Genomic DNA, 21,038 nt, shown 5'->3' on the forward strand with positions numbered 1-21,038 from the left:
CCGCCGCGACCCGAAGGTGCGACGGCCTCGCGGGGTGCGGGTGCGATCAGCTGCCGGCGGAGGCGTTGCCGGAGAGGATCGGGATGTTGCTGAGGATGTGCGAGAGAGCCTCGTCGCCCTTGGCCTGGGTGGAGTTCTCGGTGCACTGCTGGTTCTGCGGGCTGGACAGGACCGGGATGTCCTGGACGCCGACGTTGACCAGGGCCAGCACGGACTGGACGTTGGCCTTGGCGGGGAGCGCGATGCAGGGCTTGTTGAAGGAGCCCTGGATGAGCGCCATCTGCGGGCTCATGTTGCCGTAGGTGGCCTGGTTGCCGTAGATCTGGGCGGAGTTGTTGCCGTTGACGGTGTTGATGCCGTTGTCGTTGCCGACGGCCATCGCCTGCGGGGCCATCGCGGCACCCATGCCCACGACCGAGGCGGCAACCGCGGCCGAGGCCATCATCTTCTTGATCATTGTCGTCCCTTTTTTGCAGGATTGCCCGGTAGCGGAGCACTCGGATCAACGGCGGCGCCCCGACGGGGGTTGCGTGGCTTCACCCGGATGCAGCCGTTTCGGGCGGCGCGGTTGACGTTCAGGCGTTCACGCAGGTGTTGCCGAACGTCGGGTTGAGCGCGCCGACCAGGTTCGCCGTCAGGCCGCAGACGTTCACGGGGACGTGGACCGGGGCCTGGGCCAGGTTGCCGCTCGCCACACCGGGGGAGCCGGCGGCGATGCCCTCGGCGGTCGCGCCGCCCCCGCCGTGCGCCGAGGCGATGCCCGCGCCGCCCATCAGCACGGCGACGCCCGCGGCGGCGACGGTGGTGCCGCGCACCAGCCTCTTCTTCATCTGCGTATTTCCTTTCGGTTCGAACAATGGTGCACCTCATAACGACCCGTCCGTTGCGAGGGTGCGTGTTATCGCCCAAAAGGCCGTACGAGCGAGTCCGACGTGATTTCCAGCCCGATTTCTGACAAAGTTCACTCCTGTTTTGTCCCCTTGATCGAAAATGGAGACAGGGTCATGGGTTCCTCCGGCAGAATCCTCGGCGCACTCGGCCTGCTGTCCTGCCTCGCACTTTCCGTGAACGCCCCCGCGCTGGCGGCCCCGGCTCCCGCACCCAAGGAGCTGCCCCGGATTCCGTTCACCCAGCGTTACCAGGCCGTGCAGCACGGCGGGCTGGTCCGCGCCTCCAACTCCGGCATCAGCTGCCGCAGGGAGAAGTCCCCGCAGGCGGAGCCGTGCGCCGAGGTCAAGCGGGGCGCGGCAGGGGTCAACGGCGAGTTCGAGATGTTCTACAGCGAGGTCGACAAGAACCCGGACACCTACAACTCCACCCGGGCCGAGCTCAAGGTCCCGCAGGGCGCGAAGGTCTCGTACGCCCGGCTGTACTGGGGCGGAAACCTGCGGGTGGGCGAGCAGAAGCCGCCGGAGGACAACGGACGGGTGCTGGTCGCCGAGCCGGGCGGGGCCTACAAGGAGGTGCTCGCCGACACGGTGATCGGCCACCGTACGGACGCGGGCAGCGACGCCTATCAGGCCTCCGCGGACGTGACCCCGCTGGTGCGCAGGGGTGGCGCCGGGATGTGGACGGTCTCCCAGCTGAACATCGCCATGGGTCACTCCGAGGTCGGCGCCTGGGGCGGCTGGACGCTCGTCGTCGCCTACGAGCACCCGCAGGAGCCGCTGCGCCGGCTTTCGTTGTGGGACGGCTTCGAGTCGCTCGTGGCCCGGGCCGGTGACGGGACGGTCGAGATCGGGGGCCTGGACGTACCGGCCGGGGCGGCGGGGCGAGTCGGTGTGGTCGCGTACGACGGGGACCGGGGCGTCCTCGGCGACTCACTCACCGTGACGTCCGATAGCGGTCGCCGGGTGAGCATCAGCGACGGCGAAAACCCTTTCAACGACCTCATGAATTCCACGATCACGGAATTCGACGGTCAATCTTTCGTGCGACAGCCGGATCATATGAATAATCTCGGATATGACGCGGACGTGTTCGACCTCAGTCCCGCACTGTCCGGTGGTGCCCGCAGCCTGAACTTCAGGTTCACGGGCGAAAGTCAGGGTCATTTCCTCGGTGTGCTCTTCGTTCAGACAGACGCGCGCCGCTGAACGCAGGAGACCACTCCACGTGCCCACGCACTCCCGGGCAGCACAGCCCACGACCGTCCTCCACCTCGTACAGCCCGTCGACGGCGGTGTCGCCAGGGTCGTCACCGACCTGGTCCGCGCCCAGACCGCGGAGGGGATCCGCGCCGTCGTCGGCTGTCCGCCCGGCGGCGCGCTCGGCGACGCGGTCCGCTCGGCCGGGGCCGAGGTGCTCACCTGGCGGGCCCGCCGGGCCCCCGGCCCCGGACTCCCCGCCGAACTGGCCGGCGCCCGCGCGCTGCTGCGCCACGTACGGCCCGACCTGCTGCACGCCCACAGCGCCAAGGCCGGACTGGCCGGACGGCTCGCCGCGCGCGGGACACTGCCCACCGTCTTCCAGCCCCACGCCTGGTCCTTCGACGCCGTCGGCGGAGCCACCGCCGCGCTCGCCCTGCGCTGGGAGAGGTACGGCGCCCGCTGGGCCGACCGGGTGCTCTGCGTCAGCGAGGCCGAACGCCGCGCGGGCGAGAGCGAGGGCATCACCGCCCACTGGACGGTGATCCGCAACGGTGTGGACCTCGACCACTTCCGGCCCGGCGCACCCGACCCCGGCCAGGACCGCGCGCAATCCCGCGCGGCACTGCCGCTGCCCGCCTCCTTCCCGTCCGGCGGGCCGCTGGCCGTCTGCGTCGGCCGGATCTGCGCCCAGAAGGGCCAGGACGTCCTGCTGCGCGCCTGGCCGGAGGTGGCCGCGACGGTCCCCACGGCCCGCCTCGTCCTCGTCGGCGACGGTCCCGACAGCGAACGGCTGCGGCGTACCGCCCCGTCCGGTGTGCACTTCGCCGGAGCCGCCGCCGACATCCGACCGTGGCTTCGGGCCGCCGATCTCGTTGTACTGCCGTCGCGGTGGGAGGGCATGGCGCTCGCCCCGCTCGAAGCAATGGCCTGTGGCCGACCGGTCCTGGTCTCCGACGTCAGCGGTGCCCGGGAGAGCCTGCCGCCCGGCCAGGGACGCCAGTGCTTGGTGCCGCCGGAGGACCCGACGGCCCTGGCCAAGGCCCTGGGGCGGCTCCTCGCCGAGCCGCGGCTCCTCGCCGAACTCGGTGAGCAGGCCCGGCAGTACGCCCGGACCGACTTCGACGTGCGGCGGACCACGGACGCGGTCAGCGGCCTGTACCACGAACTGCTGGGCAGGCCCCGGCCCTTGAACCAGGAGCGCATCAGCCGATGACGATGGACAGCGCACCCGCCCGGCACACCGGACAGGGCGGCACAGGGCACGGTGGCAGCGCCTTCGCGCCCGCGCCCCACGCGGCAGCCCGCCGGTCCGCGACCGCCATCCACCCGCCCCGCGGGCCCCGGGTCGACCGGGCCCGGTCCGCCGTACGCCCGCAGCGCGTCCGCCCCCGCAGCCGGGCGCTCCCCCTGCTCACCGCCGACGCGCTCGCCGCCGTGGTCACCGCGGCCGCCCTGCCCGGTCCCGCGCTGCCCGTCCCGGCGGCCGCGCCGGCCGCCGCCGCGCTGCCCGTACTGCTCGTCGCCCTGCACGCGCAGGCCGGCCTGTACCGGCCACGGCTCGCCCCCTCCGCCCTCCTCGAACTGCCCGCACTGGTGGCGCGCTCCGCCGTCCTGTGGTGCGCGGCGGCCGCCGTCGCCGCCGCCCTCGACCCCGCGCGCGCCATGGGCTGGAGCGTGCTGCTCACCGCCGTGTGCCTGCAGGCCGTACTGGTCTGCGCGGGCCGCGGGCTCGCCAACCAGCTGCACCGCCGGGCCGCCGTGCGCCAGCCCGCCTCCGCCCTCGTCGTCGGCCCCGGAGCCGGGGCGGGCGCGGTGGCCGCCGCCCTGCACGGCCACCCCGAGTTCGGCCTGCGCCCGGTCGGGCTCGCCGACACCGCTGCTCCCGCCGACGGCGACGGGGGCGCCCTCCCGCTCCTGTCCACCCACGAGGACATCCGGCGCGCGGTCATCCAGAACTCCGTCCGGCACGCGGTGTTCACCCGCCCGCCCGAAGCCGACGAGCGCACCGCCTCGCTGGTCCGGCTCTTCCACGACCACGGCTGCCGGCTGTGGCTCGCGGACCCGTCCGGCACCGCCAAGGTCACCGGCATGCGGCTGGCCCACCCCGCCGACCAGCTGTGGGGCTACGCCGTGCAGCCGCTGCTGCCGCGCCCGGCCCGGCCGCTGGAGCGCTGGGCCAAGCGGATCATCGACTCCGCGCTCGCGCTGGTCGCCCTGGTGGCCGCCGCCCCCGTGATGCTGCTCTGCGCGGCAGCCGTACGGCTCTGGGACGGGCCCGGGGTGATCTTCCGGCAGGAGCGGGTCGGCCTCTACGGCCGCCCCTTCACCCTGCTGAAGTTCCGTACGCTGCGCGCCGACGCGCACGAGTCGGCCACCCGCTGGACCGTGGCCGGGGACTGCCGGATGAGCGCGGTCGGCTCCTTCCTGCGCAAGTCCTCCCTCGACGAGCTGCCCCAGCTGTGGAACGTCGTACGGGGCGACATGAGCCTGGTCGGCCCCCGCCCCGAACGGCCCTTCTTCGTCGCCAAGTTCTCCACCGTCCACCCCGGCTACGAGGCCCGCCACCGGATGCCCGTCGGCATCACCGGCCTCGCCCAGATCAACGGCCTGCGCGGGGACACCTCCATCGAGGACCGGGCCCGCTTCGACAACCACTACATCGACACCTGGTCGCTGTGGCAGGACCTGTGGATCCTCGCCCGCACGGCCGCCTCCTTCTTCCGCTTCCGGCTGGGGGGCAGCTGATGAGCCTCGCCGCTCCCGGACACTGGACCCGCCCGGACGTGCCGGGCACGCTGCGCCGCCACTGGCCGCTGCTGCCGCTCGCCGCGACCGTGCTGCTCCTGCTCGCCCCGCTCCCGGCCGGGGACGTGACCGCCTCCGGCAAGGTCGGCCCCGCCGACGCCGCCTCCCTGCTGCTGGTCCTCGTCTGCGCCGTGCAGGCACTGCGCGGCCGGGTGCGGGCGCTGACGCCGCTGGGCGCCGTCGTCCTCGGCGCGCCGGCCGTCGGCCTCGCGGTCGCGACGGTGACCGCCGGTGACCCGTACGCCGCCCTGCCGGGCTTCGTCCGCTACCTCCAGGTCTTCGTGCTGGTCCCGGCGGCCGTGGTGCTGCTCGTGCGCGACGCACGGGAGTTCCGGCTCGCGGCCGGCTGCTTCGTGGTCCTGGCCCTGGTGCAGGGAGCGGTGGGGGTCGTCCAGTACGCGACCCACACCGGCGCCTCCTACCAGGGCGAGGACGTCCGGGCCGTGGGCACCTTCGGCCCCGGCGACGTCATGGGCATGGCCACGGTCGTCGCCTACGGGCTGATCGTCGCGACCGCGGCCGCGCTCGCCCCCGGAGCGCCCTCCCGGCTGCGGCGGACCGCCGCGGGCTGCGCCCTGCTGCTCGTCCTGCCGCTGGTGCTGTCGTTCAGCCGCGGTGCCTGGATCGCCACCCTCGGCGCGGCGCTGCTGGTGATGGCGCTGGCCGGGATCCGGCGGGCGCTCACGGTGCTCGCCGCGCTGGCCGCCGCGGGGGTGGTCCTGGTGGGCGGACTCGGAGTCGGCTCCGAGATGGTCGCCGAGCGGCTGAACTCCATCACCCAGGTCTCCAGCGCCCCCGACCAGTCGGTGACCGACCGCTACACGATGTGGGCCGCCGCCGAGTCGATGTGGCGCGAGCGGCCGGCGGTGGGCGTGGGCCTCAAGGGCTTCCCCGCCCACCGCGACGGCCACGCCTCGCTCGGGCTCTCCTCCGGCAGCGACACCGCCGGAGCGGGCCAGGCGTACATCCGCCAGCCGCTGCTCTCCCCGCACAACATGTACCTGCTGATCCTGAGCGAGCAGGGGCTGATCGGGCTGGTCGCGCTGGCGGGCGGCTGGGCGGTCCTGCTGGTCGCGGGGCTGCGGCGGCTCGCCTGCGGTGCCGGGGCGCGGATGCGGGACTGCGGGCTGATCGCGACCGGGCTGTTCGTGTGGCAGCTGACCGACTTCCTCTACGCGGACATCGGCGGCCCGTCCACCGTCCTGACGGGGGTGATCGTCGGCCTGGCGGCCTGGTGGGCCCTGCCCTCCCCGGGCGGTGCGGATCCGCTGCGCGGCGCCCTCCCCGGCCCGGGGGTCGTCCCCGAGAGTTCGAGCGGCCGGTGACGGACACCACGCCCTGGCGGCCCGCCTCCGGCCCTCCGGCCGGGGCGGGCCACACCCGCGTCCCGGCCGCCCCCGCGCCGACCGCGCCGTTCGGCGAACCCGCGGGGCACGAAGACCCGTCCGGCCCTGCCGGGTACGTGCCGGACGCGCCCGCACCCGCGGCCGGGGGCCCCGGCGAGCCCGGCCCGGTGGCCGGCGCGGCGGGCCCGACGGGTTCCGGCCGGTCGCGCCGCACCGGACACGCGGCGCCGCCGGTTCCGGCGGACCCGGGGTTCGTCACCGGAGGCCTGCCGGGCGGCGGGGCCGCCGCGCGGGGGCCGCACTTCGGTGCCGCCGGCTATCCCGGCGGGGCCCCGGCCGGACTCGGGGTGCGGGTGGCGGCCCGCACCACGACCGCATCCGCCAACGCACCCGGAGCCCGGGGGCCGGCCGACGGGCTCGGCGAGGTCCGCAGTCAGGACGCGTCCGCCCGATCGGGCGGGGGGCAGCTGCGCGCCGTGCCCGGCCGGGGCGCGGCCCCCGGCCCCGCCGGCCCCGGGAGCCGGCGGTTCGGCGGCGTCCGCCGCGACGCCGCCGAACCGCCCGCTCCCGCCGCTCCCGTCGCCTCCCGCGCGACCCGGTTCCGGCGGGCCCGCAGCCGGGGCGGTCCGGCCGCGTCCGCCGCGGGCGGAGGGGCGCCGCTCGGACGGTTCCTGGCCAAGGCCGCCGCCGTGACCGCCGGGCTCACCGCCGCCGGGGCCCTGTTCGGGCTGGTGCGCGACCAGACCATCGCGCACCTCTTCGGCGCCGGTCACGCCAGCGACGCCTTCCTCATCGCCTGGACCCTCCCGGAAATGGCCTCGACGCTGCTGATCGAGGACGCCATGGCGCTGCTGATGGTCCCGGCCTTCAGCCACGCCCTGGCCCGGCGGGCGGCCGGCCGGGCCGGGCTGACCCGCAGGGAGGCCCGCGCCCAGGACCCCGTACGGATGCTGGTCGGGGCGACCCTGCCACGGCTCGTCGTGTTCCTGGCCGCCGTCGCCGCGCTCCTCGTCGTCGCCGCTCCGGCCGTCGTCGCCGTGCTCGCGCCCGGCCTGCCCGACCCCGCACTGGCCGTCGAGTGCACCCGTCTGACCGCGCTGACCGTGCTCTCCTTCGGCATCGCCGGCTACTTCAGCGCCGCGCTGCGCGCGCACCGCTCCTTCCTGCCGCCCGCCGCGATCTACGTCTCGTACAACATCGGCATCATCGGCACGATGGTGGCCCTCCACTCCCTGTGGGGTGTGCGGGCCGCCGCCGCGGGCGTCGCCGTCGGCGGGCTGCTGATGGCGCTCGTCCAACTCCCCGCCTTCATCCGCAACGTGGGCTTCGGACCGCCCCGGGTCAGACGGGCCGCCGCCCCGCGCAGCCAGCGCGACCGCGACCGCCCCACCCTCATCGCGTTCGGGGTCATCGCCCCCGTCGTCCTCTTCGCCGTCTTCCGCCAGTCGCAGGTGCTGGTCGAGCGGTTCCTGGCCGCTTCGCTCCCCTCCGGGGCGATCTCCCACCTCAACTACGCGCAGAAGGTCGCGCAGATGCCGATGGTGCTGTCGCTGATGATCTGCACCGTCACCTTTCCCGTCGTCGCCCAGGCGATGGCCGGCGGCGAGCGGGAGAAGGCCCGCCGGCGCGTGGAGCGCGACCTGGCGCTGGCCTCGCTCGCCGTCCTGATGGGCTCCGCGCTCGTCATCGGCTACGCCCCCCAGATCATCCAGGTCCTCTTCGAACGGGGCGCCTTCTCCCACGAGGACACCCTCGCCACCGCCTCCGTCATGCGGGTCTACGGACTCGGACTGCTCGGCCACTGCCTCGTCGGGGCGCTGTCCCGGCCCTTCTTCTCGACCGCCCGGCCCACCTGGTTCCCGGCGCTCGCGATGAGTGCCGGACTGCTCGTCAACATCGTGGCCGGAGCCTTCGCCGTCCGCTGGTGGGGCACGTACGGGATCGCCGCCGCCAACGCCGCGGGCATCTCCACCGCCGCCGCCCTGCTGCTCACCGGTCTGGGCCCGCGGATCATCGACATCCACGTCCGCCGGGTCGCCGCCGGCATCGGGCGGCTCGCGGTGGCCGCCGCCGCCGCGTGCGCCACCGGCTGGATCGCCGGGCCGATGATCCCCGATCCGCTGCTCAGCGCCGGCCTCGGCTGCCTGCTGGTACCGGCCATGTTCGGCGCCACCGGCACAGCCATACGCGCCCTCGAAGTCACCGCCCTGCCCGATCAGATCTCCCAGTTCACGCAGAGGTTCCGCAATGCCCGCTGACACCGACACGGCCCCCGCCGCCGTGGGGGTACCCGCCCGCCGGACCGCATCGCCCTGGGTCCTGATGTACCACTCGGTCGCCGAGTTCACCGACCCCGCCGAGGACCCGTACGGGATCACCGTCACCCCGCGCGCCCTGGAGGCCCAGCTGCTGTGGCTGCGCTCCCGGGGCCTGCGCGGGGTGTCGGTCGGCGAGCTGCTGCGGGCCCGGGCGGCCGGACACGGAGCCGGGCTCGTCGGCCTGACCTTCGACGACGGCTACACCGACTTCCTGACCCGTGCGCTGCCGCTGCTCCAGCGCCATGACTGCACCGCGACCCTCTTCGTGCTGCCCGGCCGGCTCGGCGTGGACAACGTGTGGGACCCGCTGGGGCCGCGCAAGTCCCTGCTCACGGCCGAGGGAATCCGCCAGGTCGCCGCTGCCGGACAGGAGATCGGCTCGCACGGCCTGCTCCACCAGGACCTCACCGCGGCCGCCGACGACGTGCTCCAGCAGGAACTGCGCGGCAGCCGTGATCTGTTGCGGGAGCTGACCGGAACCGTGCCCGAGGGCTTCTGCTACCCCTACGGCCACCTCGACGCCCGCGTCGTCGACGCGACGCGGGCGGCCGGCTACGGATACGCCTGCGCCATCGACCCCGGCCGGCTCGCCGGCCCGCACGCCCTGCCGCGCACGCACGTCAGCCAGGCCGACGGCGCCACCCGGCTGCGGGTCAAGCAGGTGCGCCACCGGGTCGCGGTGCTGCGCCGGGCGGTGCACCGGTGAAGCCGATCGAGGAGGTCAAGGCCCTGCACGTCATCACCGGCCTCGGTGTCGGCGGCGCGGAGCAGCAACTGCGGCTGATGCTGCGACACATGCCGATGCGGTGCGACGTGCTGACGCTGACCAATCCCGGACCGGTGGCCGAGGGGCTGCGGGCCGACGGCGTACGGGTCGTGCACCTCGGGATGCGCGGCAACCGGGACCTGGGGGCGCTGCCGCGACTCGTGCGGTTCATCCGGCGCGGCCGGTACGACCTCGTGCACACGCACCTGTACCGGGCCTGCGTGTACGGGCGCCTCGCGGCCCGGCTCGCGGGCACCGGCGCGACCGTCGCCACCGAGCACTCCCTCGGCGAGGGTGAGATCGAGGGGCGGCCGCTCTCGGGCGGGGTGCGCGCGCTGTACCTGGCCAGCGAACGCCTGGGCGCGGCGACCGTGGCGGTGTCGGACACCGTGGCCGCCCGGCTGGAGGGATGGGGGGTGCCGGCCGCGCGGGTCCACGTCGTACCCAATGGGATCGAGGCCGTCCGCTTCCATTTCGACGAGGCTGTCCGCCGGGCGACCCGGGCCCGCACCGGGCTGCCCGAGCGGGCCTTCGTGGTCGGCGGGGTCGGCCGGCTGGTCCCGGGCAAGCGGTTCGACGTGCTGGTGCGGGCCATCGCCGCGCTGCCGGGCGCACACCTGCTGCTGGTCGGGGACGGCCCGCAGCGGGCGGGGCTGCGCCGGTTGGCCGCCGAGCTCGGCGCACAGAGCCGTATCCACCTGCTGGGGGAGCGGGACCCCCTGGGCGACAGCGCGGACGGCCGTACCCCCGGCATCCCGGCCCTGCTGGCCGCCATGGACGTCTTCGTCTCGCCGTCGCGGGAGGAGGCCTTCGGGCTCGCCGTCGTCGAGGCCCTGGCCGCCGGACTTCCCGTCCTGCACGTGACCTGCCCGGCCATCGACGACCTGCCCGCGTCCGAGGCCCCCGGAGCGCGCCGGATCGGGACCGGCACCGAGGAGTTGGTCGCGGCGCTGCGCGGCCACATGGAGGCGGGTGCGCGCCGACTGCCCCCGCCCCCGGTGGTGCGCCGCTACGACATCGCCCGCAGCGCACGTCGGCTGCTGGACGTGTACGACCTCGCCCTCTCGACCGCGCCGGGCCCGAGGGCGCCGGACCCCGCCCCGGACCCTGCCCCGGACCGGGGCCCGGGCCCCGCCCCGGGACCGGCGGCGGGGCTGACGGTGCCCGGCCCCGGCACCCCGCGGCGCACCCCGGGCCCCCGTGGCTGATCCCCACCCCCGAAGGGGTCCCGGAAGGGGTCCCGGCCGGGACCCGCAGGAACCCACCTCCCTCCAGGAAGCGAGCACGCACATGGCCGACACCGCCGAGACGAAGACCGAGAAGACCGAGAAGGCAGAGAAGACAGCGAAGACAGCGAAGACCGAGAAGAGCGGGACGTCCGAGAAGAAGCCGGAGCGCAAGGCCGACCACCGTTCCGCAAAGAGGCCCAGGAGGCGCCTCACCCGGCCCCCGGTGTGGTGGCCGCTGCCCGCCTGCGCCGTGCTGGGGCTCGCCGCCGGCGGGGCGTACGGGCTGATCAAGGCTCCCGAGTATGCCGCGACCAGCTATGTCGTCGCCGTTCCCGACGACACCACCCAGCCCGCCACCGCCCTCGGCTTCGCGCAGGCGTACGCCCGTATCGCCACCAGCAGCTCCACCCTCGCCTACGCGCAGCCCCGGGCGGGCATCACCGCGCGCGAGCTGCGCACCCAGGTGCGGGCCGAAACCTCCCCCGAGTCCCCCATGATCGCCATCACCGGCACGTCCAAGAGCCCCGGCGAGGCAGCCGACATCGCGAACGCCGTCGCCGACGCCCTGTCGCTGAGCAGCAACCAGGCCGCGAAGAACACCGGCGTGCAGCTCCTGCTCTTCAACCAGGCCGTGGCCCCCACCGACCCCGCCTCCCCGTCCGCCGCCGTCAGCGGTGCCGTCGGGCTCTGCGCCGGCGGGCTGCTGGGCGGGCTGTGGCTGCTCGCCCGGCCCGGCCGCGCCCGGCGCTCGGAGGAGGGCCTGGCCGGGCCCGCGGCCGGCCCGGCGGCGGAGCGCGTGACCGGGGCCCCGGCCGAGGAGTACGCCACCCTTCCCGCCCAGGGTGAGCCGGTCTCGGTCAAGGAGAAGGAGTCCGTGCGATGAAGCCGGGCTCCGCCGGGGCCCTGTCGGTGACGCTGTGCCGAGACCCCCGGCAGTTCGCCGCGCTGGAGGAGCCGTGGAACCGGCTCGTCCGCGCCTGTCCCACCGCCACCCCCTTCCAGAGCCATGCCTGGCTGCACTCCTGGTGGCTGTCGTACGGCAAGGAGGGCCGGCTCCGAATCGTCCTCGTCCGGCGCGGCGGGGAACTGGTCGGCGCGGCCGCCCTGATGCTCGTACACCGGCCGATCCCGCTGCTGGTCCCCCTCGGCGGTCCGATCACCGACTACTTCGACGTGCTCGTGGCCGACGAGCACGCCGACCAGGTCGTCCCGGCGCTGGCCCAGGGGCTGCACCGGGCCGCGCGCGGTGCCGTGGTCGACCTGCGGGAAGTGCGCCCCGGGGCCGCCGCCGAGGAGCTGTACCGGCAGTGGCCCGGGATCGGCAGCAGGCTCGCCGACTCCACGTGCATGGAGCTGCCGACGCTGCCGTTCGACGAACTGGTCAAGCGCATGCCGGCATCCGGCGCCCAGCGGGTGCGGGCGAAGCTGCGCAAGACCGACGCGGCGGGCATCGAGGAGCACGAGGCCACCGAGCAGGAGGTGCCGCGCGCGGTACGGAACCTGCTGCGGCTGCACGAGAAGCAGTGGCGCGGCCGCGGGGTGACGCCGGAGCACCTGCGCCCCCGCTTCGCCGAGCACCTCACCCGGGCCACCCGCCGGATGGTGCGGGCCGGCCAGGGCCGGCTCACGGAGTTCCGGCTGGACGGCAAGGTGGTGGCGGCCAACGTCACGCTGCTGTCCGCGGGGCTCAGCGGCGGCTACCTCTACGGCGCGGACCCCGACCTGCGGGCGCGCAAGGTGGACGTGGCGACGCTGCTGCTGCGCTACGAGGCCGGGCGGGCGCTGGCGGAGGGCCGGCCGGTGGTGAGCTTCCTGCGGGGCAACGAGCCCTACAAGAACCACTGGCGGCCGGCGACGGTCGTCAACCAGCGCTTCCTGATGGCCACGACCGCGCTCGCGCCCCTGCTGCGACTGCACGAGTCGCAGCTGACGGGGCGCGAGCGGGCGGTGGACGCGCTGCGCGAGGCGCTGCCGGCCGCCAGGGACTGGCGGGCGCGGCTCAACGAACTGCGGGTGCGATGACCCGGCTAGAAGGGCCAGAAGCCGGAGCCGTCCCCCAGGTCGATCTTGAAGCAGACCGACTGCTTGCCGACGAGCTTGGACAGCCATTCGCCGAGGTTGACCGGCACGCACCACTGCCGGCTGCCGAGGGGAGGCTGCTGCGGCTGGGGCGCGGGCTTGACCGGAGTGGGCTGGGGCTTCGGTACGACCGGGCCCGGCGTGACGGGCGCCGTGGCCACGGGCGAGGGCGTCACGGGCGAGGGCCTGGGCACTTCGGGGCTGGGGGTGACGGGCTCGGGGGCCTCCGGGCTCGGTGCGACGGGGGAGGGCACGAGCGGGCTCGGGGTCACCGGAAGCGGCACCTCGGGGCTCGGCACGGCCGGGCTCGGTTCCACCGGGGAGGGCTCGGTGGCCTCCGGGGTCGGGACCTGAGGCGTCGGGACGTCCGGGGTCGGGACCTGAGGCGTCGGGACCTGCGGGGTCGGGACCTGCGGGGTCGGGACCTGGGGTGTGGGAATGCCCGGCGTCGGCACCACGGGGGTCGGCACCACGGGCGTGGGCACGACCGGTGTGGGCACCACCGGGGTCGGCACCACCGGAGTCGGCACCACCGGGCCGGGCGCCTCGGGCGTCAGCGCGTCCCGGAACACCTTCGTGGACGCGGGGTTCTGCTTGCACTGCCACACACCGTGCGGGCAGTAGTCGGTGATCGTGTGGTAGAGCGGTTTGTGCTGCGCGATCCACTGGAGCATGCGCCGCACGTACTCCGGGTTGTCACCGCGCCGGAACAGGCCCCACTCGGGGTACGAGATCGCCTTGCCGTGGGCCCGTGCGAAGTCGACGTGCTGCTGGAGCCCGTACGGCTGGGAGATCTGGTCGTCGAAGGTCTGGCCGGGCCCCTGGTCGTAGGAGTCCATCCCGATGATGTCGACGTAGCCGTCGCCCGGATAGCACTTGGTCCAGCCGATCGCGTCCGTACCGCGGTTCGGGGCGAAGTCGAACTTGAACTCCTGGCCGGGCACGGAGCGCATCACGGTGACGACGCGCCGCCAGTACAGCTTCCAGTTCGCCGGATCGGGACCGCACCGGTGGGTGTAGGTGACGCCGTTCATCTCCCAGCCGAGCACGATCACCGTGTCCGGGACACCGAGCGACACCAGCCGCTCGGCCAGCCTGCGGAAGTGCTCGTCGTGCTCGCCCCGCGCGCCCGCCCGGATCAGCTGGGCCACCTGCTGGTCGGGCACCCGCGCCTCGTTGCGCGCCTGCATGGGCACGTTGAGGACGAACATCCGGTCGTCGTCCGCCAGACGCCAGCGCGCCCAGTCCTCCAGGAAGGAGACCCGGCCCTCGATGCCGGCCCACTGGTCTCCGGGGAGATAGGTGTGGCCGACCCGGATCTCCCGGCCGCCCAACCAGCGCGAGAGGTGCGGGATGCGGGCCACCCCACTGGGGCCGTAGTCGAGATAGGCGCCCATGGCGGTGCCGGAGTCCTTGATCCGGTCCTCGTCGGGCGCCGCGAGGGCGGCCCCGGTGGCGAGCAGTCCGGCCGTGACCGTGCCGATGCAGGTGCCCGCCAGTCGGCGGCGTGGTCTGGGCATGGCGTCTCCCGAGCTTTCCTGAATCGGTGTGCTTGTCCAAGACGTTAGGCATCAGATCTGACGAACGGCCTGTTCGGTGACTGCCGCCTAGGCCATTAGCAGCTGCACACCACTCCCGCTTGGTCCGACTAGGTGAAAGACACCGTTGCCATGCACGCGCATCTCAACCATGTGCCCGCCGTTGTGCTCAGACTCGACCGCAATCCGTTCCACCACGGAACCCTCGGCGCCGTCAGATCCCTTGGCCGCAAGGGCGTGGAGGTCCATGCCGTCGTCGAGGCCGGGGGAGGTCCCATGGTGCGTTCGCGGTACCTGCGCGCCGTGCATCCCGGGCCTGCCGGCGGGCTGGACCCGGAGGCCCCCGAAGCCCTGCTGGAGTGCCTGACCAGGGTGTCGGAACTGATCGGCCGTCCGGCCGTGCTCATCGCGATGGACGACCTGAGCGCCATCGCCGTGTCCCGGGTCGCGCCGCTCCTCCGCGAGCGCTTCCGGATCCCCCATCAGCCCGACAACCTGCCCGCCCGGGTGGCCGACAAGGCCGAGCTGTCGCGGCTGTGCGCGCGCTGGGACGTCCCGCACCCGGAGACCGTGGTCCCGGCGAGCGGGGCCGAGGCGGCGGACGCGGCCTGGCGGCTGGGCCTGCCGGTGGTCGCCAAGTGGAGCCGGCCGTGGCTGCTGCCCACCGGGGCGGACGGGCTGCGCAGCACCACGCTCGTGCAGACCACCGCCGAGGCGCGCCGGTTGTACGAGCGCTCCGCGGAGGCGGGGAGCAGGCTGCTGCTCCAGCGGTTCCTGCCGGCCGGGCCCGACACCGACTGGTTCTTCCACGGCGCCTTCACCCACGGCGGGCGTCCGCTGCTCGCCGGTTCGGGTCGCAAGGAGCTGTCCTGGCCGGTGCGCACGGGGCTGACGGCGGTGGGGCGCTGGCTGCCCGACCCGGCGGTGGAGGAGGCGGCACTGCGGCTCGCCGAACGACTCGGCTACCAGGGCATCCTGGACCTGGACTTCCGCCGGGACGAGCGCGGGGTCTTCCGGCTGGTGGACTTCAACCCGCGCCCCGGCGCGCAGTTCAGGCTGTTCACGGACGCGACGGGAATGGACGTGGTCCAGGCGATGTACCTGGATCTGACGGGCCAGCAGGTCCCGCAGCCCTCGGGCGGCGCCGGCCGCGTCTTCGTCGCGGAGAACTACGCGCTGCTGGCGGCGGTCCGGGGTCGGTCCCTGCCGCGACGCCGGCCGGCGACGGCCCCCGCGCCCCCGAGGACGGGAGCGGCTGCCGAGCGAGGGCAGGTCGAGCCCGCCTGGTTCGCGTCGGACGACGTCCGGCCGTTCCTGTCCATGCTCGCGGCGTTCCTGGGACGCGGCGCGGCCAAGGGGGCCCGGGTCCTGCGGGGTGTCCCGGCGCAGGGCCGCCGCACCGCGCGCGCGGTCGTCCGCGCGCCGCGGCAGCGCGGGCGGGAGCAGCCGGGCGCGGCCTCCGCCGGGGCGGTCTCCCGCCCCGCCCCGCCGGAGGCGTCGGCCGAGCCGGACGAACTGGTGACCCGTTGACCGGGCCCGGACCGGCGGTCGGGGCCGGGCGGGTGTCCAAGGTGTTGGAGGAGCGACCGTGACACGGACCGACGATCTCGTGGTGATCGGAGCCGGCCCGTACGGGCTGTCGATCGCCGCCCACGCGGCCGCCGCGGGGCTCGGCGTACGGCTGTTGGGGCGGCCCATGGCCGCGTGGCGCGACCACATGCCCGAGGGCATGTACCTGAAGTCGGAGCCCTGGTCCTCCAACCTGTCCGCGCCGGACGGGCGGCACACCCTGGCCGAGTACTGCGCCTCCCGGGGAACGGTCGCGGAACACGGCACTCCGCTGCCCATCGGCACGTTCAGCGGGTACGGGATGTGGTTCGCCCGGCACGCAGGGCCGCCGGTGGAGGAGGTGACCGTCACGGAGGTGACCCCGGAGGGGGAGGGTTTTCGCGTCCGCACCGCCGAGGGACCGCCCCTGCTCGCCCGCACGGTCGCCGTCGCGGTCGGGGTGATGCCCTTCACCCAGTACCCCGAGGCGCTGGCGGACCTCCCGCCCGCCCACTACTCGCACAGCAGCGGCCACCGGGACCTGTCCGGCTTCGCCGGCCATGACGTCGCCGTGCTCGGAGCCGGGCAGGCGGCGCTGGAGACCGCCGCCCTGCTGGCCGAGCGGGGGGCCCGGCCGTGCCTGGTCGCCCGGCGCTCCCGGCTGAACTGGAACACCGTCCCGCAGCCCCTGGCCAGGCCTGCGCTGCGCGCTCTGCGCGAGCCGCACAGCGGTCTCGGCACGGGTTGGCGCAGTTGGGTGTGGTCGGAACTGCCGTGGGCGGTGCGCCGGCTGCCCGCGCACACCCGGGAGCGGATCGCGGCGACCGCGCTGGGCCCGGCCGGCGCCTGGTGGCTGCGGGACCGTTTCGAGCGGCGGGTGCCGGCGCTCCTCGGGCACCGGCTGCACCGGGCGGTGGCGGCGGGCGAGCGGACCCGGCTCGGGCTGACCACACCGGCGGGTGAATCCACGGTCCTGGACGTCTCCCACGTCATCGCGGCCACCGGCTTCGTCCCCGACCTGGCCCGGTTGGGGATGCTCGACGCCCCCCTGCGCGCCGCGCTGCGGACCGTGGGCGGCGGCAGGGCCCCGGAACTGGGCCCCGGCTTCGAGTCCTCATGGCCCGGACTGTTCTTCGCCGGGCTGTTGGCGGCTCCCTCATTCGGCCCTTCCATGCGATTCGTGCACGGAGCGGGCTTCACGGCGGGGAGACTGGTGGCAGGAGTCCGCAAACGCCTCGGTGCCCGGCGTCCGCGGCCGGGCCCGCCCGGTGTCGCCCGATGGGACCGGGTCGCTTCCCCCGGGCCGGGCCCGGGGGTGCCCCCGGGGCATCCGAAGACGTACCTGCGGTGAGAACCGCGGTCAGATAGGGGTCCGTGATGAGTGCGGAGCGAGCACAGGGCCGCGGCTGGGTACGCATTCCCGCCAGCCGCGGCGAACAGTCCGCCACGTCCGGGCCCGCCGGGCACGACCGTCCCGCGTACCCGGGCTCCTATCCGGGCCCGCATGCGGGCTCCTACCCGGGCCAGCATTCGGGCGGGTACGCGGGTCCGTACCCGGGCGGGTACGCGGGTCCGTACGCGACGGCCGCCGCCACCGACCCGGCCACGATCTACCTCTCCGTCGTCCGGCGCTGGCGGGAGGCCGGGCGCACTCTTCCGGGGCACCCCGACGAGGAGTGGGAGCGGCTGATCTCCCAGCCCTGCTGGCCCGGCCGTTAGGAGGCGCGGACGGTGGCAGCGGCGGAGCGCGACGCACCCGGGCCGGCCCGGCGGACCCCCGTGACCGATGCCGGGGAGCGGCTCGCGCTGAACGGCATGGGCAGCTTCGAGTGGGATCTGGACTCGGGGACGGTGGCGCTGGACGCGGCCGCCATGGCCGTGTTCGACGTGGAGCCGGGGGAGTACGACGGAACCCCGGAGAGCGCCGCGCAGCGCGTCCGGCCCGAGGACGCGGCCCGGCTGCGCGAGACCATCGCCGGGGTGCTGGTGGAAGGCGGGGAGACCTTCGGCGCGTACTTCACCGTGCACCGGCGGGACGGCAGGGACCAGTGGACGCACACCACGGGCCGCGTGGTGCGGGGCACCGAGGGACAGCCCCCGCACATCGCCGGGATCGTCCGGGACGCTGCGGCCGAGCTGGCCCACGCGACGCTGCTGCGCAAGCTGGAGGCGGCGCGCGCCCAGCAGACCACGATCGTGCAGCGGACCACCGAGGCCCTGTCGCGGGCGGTGACGGTCGACGACGTCACGGCAGCGCTGACCGGCGCGGGCGCGCTGGAGCGGCTCGGAGCCGACGGGCTGGCCCTGGGGCTGGTCGAGGGCGGCACCATGAAGATCATCGCGCTGAGCGGCGAGTCGCTGGAGATCCTCAGCGAGCGCAGGTTCACCCGGATGGACGGGTCGCTGCCGCTCTCGCACGCGGTGCTGACCCGGCAGGCACGTTTCGTCACCTCGCTCACCGAGCTCGGCGAAGAGTTCCCGCTGCTCGCGGACTACCTCGGCCGCATCCGGTTCGACGCCGCCGCCTACCTGCCGCTGATCGCCCAGGCCAAGGCCATCGGCGGGCTGGTCCTCTTCTACCGGCACCGCGAGGAGTTCAGTCCGGAGGAGCGCAACCTGTGCCTGGGCCTGGCGGGCATCGTCGCCCAGTCGCTCCAGCGGGCGCTGCTCTTCGACCAGGAGCGGGAGTTCGCGACGGGCCTGCAGGCGGCCATGCTGCCGCGCCGGATCCCGGAGATCTCCGGCGGGGAGATCGCGGTCCGCTACCACGCCGCGTGGAGCGGGCGGGAGGTCGGCGGCGACTGGTACGACGTGATCGCACTGCCCCGCAACCGGGTCGGCATCGTGGTGGGCGACGTCCAGGGCCATGACACGCACGCCGCGGCCATCATGGGCCAGCTGCGGATCGCGCTGCGGGCGTACGCCGGGGAGGGACACCCGCCGTCCACCGTGCTGGCGCGGGCTTCGCGCTTCCTCGCCGAACTGGACACCGAGCGCTTCGCCACCTGCCTGTACGCGCAGGTGGACCTGGAGACCGGCGGCGTACGCGCGGTCCGGGCGGGCCACCTCGGCCCGCTGATCCGCCACACGGACGGGCGAACGGGCTGGCCCAACGTCCGCGGCGGCCTGCCGCTGGGCCTGGCCTCAGCCTTCGAGCAGGAGGATTTCCCGGAGACCCAGCTCGACCTGGTCCCGGGCGAGACGCTCGTCCTGTGCACCGACGGCCTCGTGGAGGAGCCCGGCACGGCCATCACCGCCGGCATGGACGCCCTCGCCCACGCGGTGCGCAGCGGCCCGCAGGACGCCGGGGCGCTCGCCGACCACCTCTCGGACCGGCTGTGGGAGCGCTGGGGCTCCGGCGACGACGTGGCCCTGCTGGTGTTGCGCAGGGCCCCCGACCCCGGCACCCACCGGGCGCCGCGCATCCACCAGTACATCCACCAGGCGGACCCCGAAGGCCTCCGTGAGGCCCGCTACGCCCTGCGCCAGGCCCTGCGCGACTGGGGTGTGCCGGAGCTCGCCGACGACGTGGAGGTGGCGGCGGGGGAGCTGCTGGTCAACGCCCTCCTGCACACCGATGGCGGGGCGGTGCTGACCATGGAGGTGCTGCCGGAGCCGGTGCGGCGGATCCGGCTGTGGGTCAAGGACCGCTCCAGCGTGTGGCCGCGCCGGCGAAGCCCGGGCGAGGCGGCCACCACGGGGCGCGGGCTGCTGCTGGTGGACGCCCTGGCCGCGCACTGGGGCGTGGAGTCCCGGGGCGACGGCAAGGCGGTGTGGTGCGAGTTCGACATCGGCGACAGCTCCCGGAGCGCCGGGTGACCGGCCGTACACGCCGAGTTGTGGGCGGCGGTGGCCGGGGCGATGATGCCGACCATGGAACGGAACGCGCTGTGCGCAGGCTGAGCCGGGGTGCCGTGACCGGCATCCTCGCCGCGCTCCTGCTGGCCGCGGGAGTGCCGACGGCCGTGGACTGGACGACGGGACGACCGCACGCGGACCCCGGGTGCCAGGCGGTGGCCTTCATGTCGATGACGGGCGTCGCGCCCGAGTGCCGGTCCCGGTAGCGGCGGCTACCGGGAAGGCGCCGGGGCTGCGCACGGGCCTCAGTGCCTGCGGACCTCGACGTCCTGCCGGTCCTGGGCGACGGTGCTGACCGACCTCGGCATCAGGCCCGAGAGCCGGACCTCCTGGAGCTCGGCGGTGACCACCGCGCGGCCCGGGCGCACGTCCACCCAGCGGCCCGGGGCCGTGGCCACCCACCGGCGCTCCGTGCCGTCGCAGACGGGCTGCTCCGCCCCGATGCTCAGCCGGCCGCCCTCGTGTTCGACGGTCGCCTTGATCTGCATCGCCCCCGAGGGTGAAGCCTGCTCGCAGTGGTAGGACCCGGAAAGGGTGACGGTGCCGTCGCCCGCGACGTACGCGTCGTGATGCACGGAAATACCTTGACTGAAAACGGTGGCGCCGGCCGGGGCACAGAACAGCGTGGTGGCGGCCAGTGCGGAGAAGGCCGCGAGGGCCATTCGGCGGGGGGAGATGCGCATTCTTCCTCCAGAGGGTGCGGGCGGCGGTATTCCGCCGGAACGCATTGTGCTGGCAGGTGGCCGTACGCGTTCGCTCCCCGCACTCGTGTCGGTGTGTGCATTTGCCTGCCCGGGGGCGTGAAACTGGCCGCAATACGTCCCCGAAGGGATCTTGCATGCGCCAGCCCGCCCTCCCCACCCTCGCCCTCCTCCCGCTGCTGCTGTTCGGTGCCTCCGCCTGCCAGGGCGCTCGCGAGGGAGTCGCCCTCGCCCCGGCCGCGGCCCCGGCCGTCCCGGTGGACGACGGGGCTCCCGGGGGCGAGGAGGGTCCCGTACGGCCGGTCGCGAAGGACGCCCATGTGGGTGACGCCCTGCGGGTGCACGGCACGCAGGTGGGCCGCCACCTGGAGGTCGTGCTCGGTGCGTACGTGGATCCGGCGATCAGTGCCGACAAGAACTTCGCCCCGCCCGCCGGCAAGCGCTGGGTGGCCGCCTCGATGTCGTTCGTCAACGTGGGCGGTGCCTCGTACGGGGCTCTCGGACGCATGTGGGCGCACGACGGCGCGGGGCAGCGCCACCCGGTGGTGCCCACCGGTGAGCTGACGACCGGCAAACCCATCGTCTTCGATTCCCTGGAGGTCGGTGAGCGGGCAGAGGGGTGGGTGGTGTTCGAAATCCCGGAAAACGCGCGCATTGTGCGGCTGGAATACCAGGACACGAACATCCGGGCGAATGCCGGAGAGGGATTCTGGGCTGTCTAGCCCGCCCGGGTGAAAGGCCGTGAAAGGCCCGGGCGCGG

19 protein-coding genes are annotated in these 21,038 nt (G+C 74.6%); 15 read left to right on the top strand and 4 right to left on the bottom strand.

Annotated features, from left to right (window positions below):
- Positions 1-46 precede the first annotated feature (46 nt).
- Positions 47-457, bottom strand: coding sequence for a rodlin (locus AW27_RS19650; protein WP_030767099.1), 411 nt, complete (start codon positions 455-457; stop codon positions 47-49).
- Between the two features lie 118 nt (positions 458-575).
- Entirely contained in the window at positions 576-830 is a 255-nt protein-coding gene (locus AW27_RS19655) for a chaplin (RefSeq protein ID WP_078556785.1), read from the bottom strand.
- Between the two features lie 174 nt (positions 831-1,004).
- On the opposite strand from AW27_RS19655, the gene AW27_RS19660 reads away from it, so the two are divergent.
- The 9 genes from AW27_RS19660 (at position 1,005) to AW27_RS19700 (ending at position 12,576) form a co-directional block, all read left to right on the top strand.
- Positions 1,005-2,096 (top strand): hypothetical protein, encoded by a 1,092-nt coding sequence (locus AW27_RS19660; protein WP_037925063.1) that lies wholly within the window; start codon positions 1,005-1,007, stop codon positions 2,094-2,096.
- A gap of 19 nt (positions 2,097-2,115) precedes the next feature.
- Positions 2,116-3,303: a glycosyltransferase gene (locus AW27_RS19665; protein ID WP_037925064.1), complete on the top strand. Its 1,188-nt coding sequence runs from the start codon at positions 2,116-2,118 to the stop codon at positions 3,301-3,303.
- A complete protein-coding gene (locus AW27_RS19670; RefSeq protein WP_370466508.1) occupies positions 3,300-4,835 on the top strand; it encodes an exopolysaccharide biosynthesis polyprenyl glycosylphosphotransferase in 1,536 nt (511 codons plus the stop codon). Before AW27_RS19665 ends, AW27_RS19670 begins: the two co-directional genes overlap by 4 nt.
- Entirely contained in the window at positions 4,835-6,220 is a 1,386-nt protein-coding gene (locus AW27_RS19675; protein WP_052031111.1) for an O-antigen ligase family protein, read from the top strand. The genes AW27_RS19670 and AW27_RS19675 overlap by 1 nt, the downstream gene beginning before the upstream one ends.
- Positions 6,217-8,499: a murein biosynthesis integral membrane protein MurJ gene (gene murJ, locus AW27_RS19680; RefSeq protein WP_370466509.1), complete on the top strand. Its 2,283-nt coding sequence runs from the start codon at positions 6,217-6,219 to the stop codon at positions 8,497-8,499. Before AW27_RS19675 ends, murJ begins: the two co-directional genes overlap by 4 nt.
- Positions 8,489-9,265, top strand: coding sequence for a polysaccharide deacetylase family protein (locus AW27_RS19685; RefSeq protein WP_037925065.1), 777 nt, complete (start codon positions 8,489-8,491; stop codon positions 9,263-9,265). Before murJ ends, AW27_RS19685 begins: the two co-directional genes overlap by 11 nt.
- The gene (locus AW27_RS19690; RefSeq protein WP_236647748.1) at positions 9,262-10,533 is read left to right on the top strand and encodes a glycosyltransferase; all 1,272 of its coding nucleotides are present in this window, start codon (positions 9,262-9,264) and stop codon (positions 10,531-10,533) included. Before AW27_RS19685 ends, AW27_RS19690 begins: the two co-directional genes overlap by 4 nt.
- A gap of 82 nt (positions 10,534-10,615) precedes the next feature.
- Positions 10,616-11,437, top strand: coding sequence for a YveK family protein (locus tag AW27_RS19695; protein WP_236647749.1), 822 nt, complete (start codon positions 10,616-10,618; stop codon positions 11,435-11,437).
- Positions 11,434-12,576, top strand: a complete 1,143-nt coding sequence (locus AW27_RS19700) for a GNAT family N-acetyltransferase (protein WP_037925067.1) — start codon at positions 11,434-11,436, stop codon at positions 12,574-12,576. The genes AW27_RS19695 and AW27_RS19700 overlap by 4 nt, the downstream gene beginning before the upstream one ends.
- A gap of 5 nt (positions 12,577-12,581) precedes the next feature.
- Here AW27_RS19700 and AW27_RS19705 read toward each other — a convergent pair whose 3' ends face one another.
- Entirely contained in the window at positions 12,582-14,153 is a 1,572-nt protein-coding gene (locus AW27_RS19705) for a glycoside hydrolase family 26 protein (RefSeq protein WP_052031112.1), read from the bottom strand.
- Positions 14,154-14,303: 150 nt separating this feature from the next.
- Between AW27_RS19705 and AW27_RS19710 the strand changes: the two genes are divergently transcribed.
- From AW27_RS19710 to AW27_RS19730, 5 genes are all read left to right on the top strand, one after another.
- Positions 14,304-15,701, top strand: coding sequence for a carboxylate--amine ligase (locus AW27_RS19710; RefSeq protein WP_037925070.1), 1,398 nt, complete (start codon positions 14,304-14,306; stop codon positions 15,699-15,701).
- A gap of 58 nt (positions 15,702-15,759) precedes the next feature.
- Positions 15,760-17,070, top strand: a complete 1,311-nt coding sequence (locus AW27_RS19715; RefSeq protein ID WP_037925073.1) for an NAD(P)-binding domain-containing protein — start codon at positions 15,760-15,762, stop codon at positions 17,068-17,070.
- 26 nt (positions 17,071-17,096) lie between these two features.
- A complete protein-coding gene (locus AW27_RS19720; protein WP_037925075.1) occupies positions 17,097-17,438 on the top strand; it encodes a hypothetical protein in 342 nt (113 codons plus the stop codon).
- Between the two features lie 12 nt (positions 17,439-17,450).
- Positions 17,451-19,538 carry a SpoIIE family protein phosphatase gene (locus AW27_RS19725; protein WP_037925078.1) on the top strand — a complete coding sequence of 696 codons (2,088 nt, stop codon included), beginning with the start codon at positions 17,451-17,453 and terminating at the stop codon, positions 19,536-19,538.
- Between the two features lie 71 nt (positions 19,539-19,609).
- The gene (locus AW27_RS19730; RefSeq protein WP_172671370.1) at positions 19,610-19,783 is read left to right on the top strand and encodes a hypothetical protein; all 174 of its coding nucleotides are present in this window, start codon (positions 19,610-19,612) and stop codon (positions 19,781-19,783) included.
- Positions 19,784-19,822: 39 nt separating this feature from the next.
- Here the strand turns inward: AW27_RS19730 and AW27_RS19735 are convergent, their stop codons facing one another.
- Positions 19,823-20,260: a DUF6299 family protein gene (locus AW27_RS19735; protein ID WP_157840300.1), complete on the bottom strand. Its 438-nt coding sequence runs from the start codon at positions 20,258-20,260 to the stop codon at positions 19,823-19,825.
- Positions 20,261-20,415: 155 nt separating this feature from the next.
- Here AW27_RS19735 and AW27_RS19740 point away from each other — a divergent pair, with 155 nt between their 5' ends.
- On the top strand, positions 20,416-21,000 hold the full coding sequence (locus AW27_RS19740; RefSeq protein WP_052031114.1) for a DUF4352 domain-containing protein: 585 nt from the start codon (positions 20,416-20,418) through the stop codon (positions 20,998-21,000).
- Positions 21,001-21,038 lie beyond the last annotated feature (38 nt).

Origin of the sequence: Streptomyces sp. PCS3-D2 (assembly GCF_000612545.2) — a bacterium.
Lineage (GTDB): Bacteria > Actinomycetota > Actinomycetes > Streptomycetales > Streptomycetaceae > Streptomyces.